The sequence below is a fragment of the Paenibacillus sp. P4_E11 genome (assembly GCF_056401635.1).
The window spans coordinates 1-2,997 of the sequence record NZ_JBFUIX010000291.1; the positions used below are offsets into that span (position 1 = coordinate 1).

Consider the following 2,997-nt stretch of genomic DNA (forward strand, 5'->3'; position numbering starts at 1 on the left):
TCACCATTCGGACCACATCATCCGGCAGCGTCTCCATGGCTTCTGCTTGGCGATAAAATCCGAACTTGCGGATTGCCTCGCTAATCATCCCCCATGCTTCTATGGCGTCTATTGAACGTGGGTTGGTGATCTTGGCGGCAGCATCGCGAATGTCTGCAATGGTCGGTGGGTAGACGGATCGGCTGATATGAACTTGAATTGCTTGTTTGGCAGTCTCAACAGTTAAATCCGACAACATCATTTCCCATAACATGACGACATCTTCTTCTTTTCCCTCTTCCGGCCAGTTGCGATAGTTAGCCGAAAGTATCCGTACCAGTTTGATAATATCCGCTTTGTTCATCCTCTTTCCCCTCCGCCTCTCTCAGCATTTGTTCGAGTTTGCTCTTAGTGCGCTCATATTTGGATTGCGGTTGACGTGGGAATGGGATTTGCTTACTCGCGTCCTCTCGATGCCAGTTAAGTATGGAAAGATACGCACTTCGACTTTTTTGTACTCGTGGCGTTTGTCCACTTATCCAAGATGCGAAGCGAAGAAAATAATTATCACGACTATCACTACCGAGTAAATCGGTGAGTTTGTCGTATTCGGTTTCCGATAGGAAAACGTAATCGGCATACTCTTTTTTAGTTTCCTTTACTTTGCTTTCTTTTAATTTACTTTCCTTTCCTTGCATTGCATTTGCATTGCTTTTGCTTTGCATTTGCTCTTCGTTTGCATCAGCCTTCTTCTTTTCCCATCTGGCATTGGCTGCGCCGCGTCTTACCTCTGATGTTTTTTCCTTTTTTTCCATCCTTCTGTGAAGCGATTCACTCCAAAAAAACTCATCATCCGTCCCGAATAATTGAAACTCATAAATGCAGTCATGCACGAATTGTTTCGCTGCATCAATCTCTGTATCCATTTGCTTTGCATATGCATTAAAGATGTATTTACCTTGCATATCAAGTTTGTATTCTTCGGCTTCTCTCATCATTTCTACTAGAATCCAGAACCATCCATAGCCCTCTGAACCATACACACTTCGCATAGCTCCGATCTTTGGATCGCTGCGAGCATTGCTGTCATGCGAGAAGTAATAAGCATCTTTTGCCATCCCTTACACCGCCTTGCGTTCTGGCGTGAACACTTTCTGATCGGCTTTTTCCTCAACGGCCTTCATGATGAAGTCCTGCATGGAGATCCCTTTTTCTACGCAATACAGTTTCAATTCCTTGTGCAAATTCTCCGGCAAGCGTAGAGGGAACGACTTGATTACCATGATATAAACCTCCTTTTCGTTCTTTACATCATTATATCATACTTTGTAATACTATGGAATACTTTGTAACATATAAGTATCTAGTTAGTTACTTCGTGTTATACTGTGAACGGGTGAATAACATGGAAAAAGTCAAAACTTCGATGAGCTTGGATAAGGATGTTTATGAGTACATCCAGAAGCTTGCAGATGAGGAACGGTTGAATCTTAGCCAGATCGTGAACCGTTACTTCTATCAGATGATGGTGAAGGAAAAAGATGAGGAGAAGGGATAGCGCCCTTCTCTTTTTCTTTTGCCTACACTGCTTGCATTTCACTCATAACCTTAAGAGCTTGTCTAATGTTTATGTGTCTCAGATCATGCTTGCAGCGCCATACTTTTTCAAATGTCCATTCAGGCTCGGTTTTTATTAAGTCGTAGTCCAGATCATCTATGAGGTAACCTCTGTTTCCATGCTGATCGGTCGCTTCCGAAAATTTAGCGTCGTATATTTCGAACATCCTGTGCTCGAATGTTACCGATTTGGTTAACCAGTGTTCGCCGTTTGATTTTGCATCCAACACCCCGTATTTGCTTACAAGCTCGCTCGGAGTAATCAAACCATCTTCCCTGCGGTTAATGATGGTGCAATATGCATGGATAATTGGCTTCATTCTGGAATCAAACTCGGAAGCGCGTAACAAACCCTTTAAGGCACCCCCTCCGTCCGGCATGGCCGTAATACATCGCTTAATGTTCGTCCCCATGCAAATCCTTGGTGTTGTGTCATCTTCTCCTGCCATACGGTTTTCTGGGACTCTCGGATCAAAATTGTCTACTACCTCGAATGAAACGTGCCACAAGATTAAGTCATCATCCTTCACCGCAACACCTTCTTGAATTCAGTTTTGATTTTGCGCTTGCGCCATCGAGCCGAACGAACTACCCAGTCCGAAGGACGGCAGCCGTATCAGGTTTTGGAGGATAAGACATAACGTCTCCCCTCCTACCCCAGATACGGTTCTCGCTTATTCGGTCGATACGGGCACTCTACTTCTTCGATTCGATCAAACTATTCATTGTTTCAATGACTTCGTTTTGTTTCTCGATCAAAATGTTAACTGCTTCGGCTAGTTTAGCGACATCGCCGCGTGAATCATGGAAGATACCATAGCCATCCGATGGGCGAATTTTAATTTTTAAAKGGGTAATCTTTTTCATTTGCTTTGTCCTTTCTCCGATCCGACCGAATCACCCAACGAAGTGGGGGCCGTAGGTGGTTGTATTTACTCTAAGGATTTAAAGGTGTTACGGTTGCAACGGGATAATAATCGGTGTCCAATGCGTATGATAGTCCGGCCAATCAGAATTTAAAGGTGTACCGCAATATGGCGGCTCTTCAATTGGAAATGTCCACCATAACACGTCTCCATAATCCTCATGCCACTCATCAATCGGTCTCGCAATATTACATCCAGAAATCAATTGCATCTTATCTGCAATATCCGACTTTTCACATATCAGTTCTAGACGCACCATATTGTCAGTTTCTAATTCAAATTCGTGTTTTAGAGCCAAGCTTGAAACCATTTTCCATTCCAATCCTCGTTTAGCGGTATCTAGTTGGGTTTGTAACCGTAAGATTTCGCCATAAACAATCAACCATTTTTCGTATGCTTCATCGGTTAAATTGTCGATCATCCAATTGCATAGTGTTTTAAAATCTGCTTCTTTGATTTGGTTATGGTCTACCAT

The 2,997-nt window shown here is 43.1% G+C and carries 7 protein-coding genes; 1 reads left to right on the plus strand and 6 read right to left on the minus strand.

Translation table 11 applies throughout. From position 1 onward, the window contains the following. From AC1DWB_RS32980 to AC1DWB_RS32990, 3 genes are all read right to left on the minus strand, one after another. Nucleotides 1-343, minus strand: a 343-nt coding sequence (locus tag AC1DWB_RS32980; RefSeq protein WP_477545318.1) for a hypothetical protein, incomplete at its 3' end; no start/stop codon positions are given. Next, entirely contained in the window at nucleotides 297-1,097 is an 801-nt protein-coding gene (locus AC1DWB_RS32985) for a DUF4373 domain-containing protein (RefSeq protein WP_477545319.1), read from the minus strand. The genes AC1DWB_RS32980 and AC1DWB_RS32985, both read right to left, overlap by 47 nt. A 3-nt stretch (nucleotides 1,098-1,100) precedes the next feature. Then, the gene (locus AC1DWB_RS32990) at nucleotides 1,101-1,262 is read right to left on the minus strand and encodes a toxin-antitoxin system HicB family antitoxin (RefSeq protein ID WP_477545320.1); all 162 of its coding nucleotides are present in this window, start codon (nucleotides 1,260-1,262) and stop codon (nucleotides 1,101-1,103) included. Between the two features lie 122 nt (nucleotides 1,263-1,384). Here AC1DWB_RS32990 and AC1DWB_RS32995 point away from each other — a divergent pair, with 122 nt between their 5' ends. Further along, on the plus strand, nucleotides 1,385-1,537 hold the full coding sequence (locus AC1DWB_RS32995; protein WP_477545321.1) for a hypothetical protein: 153 nt from the start codon (nucleotides 1,385-1,387) through the stop codon (nucleotides 1,535-1,537). A 22-nt stretch (nucleotides 1,538-1,559) separates the two neighbouring features. Here AC1DWB_RS32995 and AC1DWB_RS33000 read toward each other — a convergent pair whose 3' ends face one another. The 3 genes from AC1DWB_RS33000 to AC1DWB_RS33010 form a co-directional block, all read right to left on the minus strand. Then, nucleotides 1,560-2,126, minus strand: coding sequence for a hypothetical protein (locus AC1DWB_RS33000; protein ID WP_477545322.1), 567 nt, complete (start codon nucleotides 2,124-2,126; stop codon nucleotides 1,560-1,562). A 166-nt stretch (nucleotides 2,127-2,292) separates the two neighbouring features. Then, the gene (locus tag AC1DWB_RS33005; protein WP_477545323.1) at nucleotides 2,293-2,463 is read right to left on the minus strand and encodes a hypothetical protein; all 171 of its coding nucleotides are present in this window, start codon (nucleotides 2,461-2,463) and stop codon (nucleotides 2,293-2,295) included. An 87-nt stretch (nucleotides 2,464-2,550) separates the two neighbouring features. Next, nucleotides 2,551-2,997 (minus strand): hypothetical protein (locus AC1DWB_RS33010; RefSeq protein WP_477545324.1); only part of this gene is annotated, 447 nt, incomplete at its 5' end.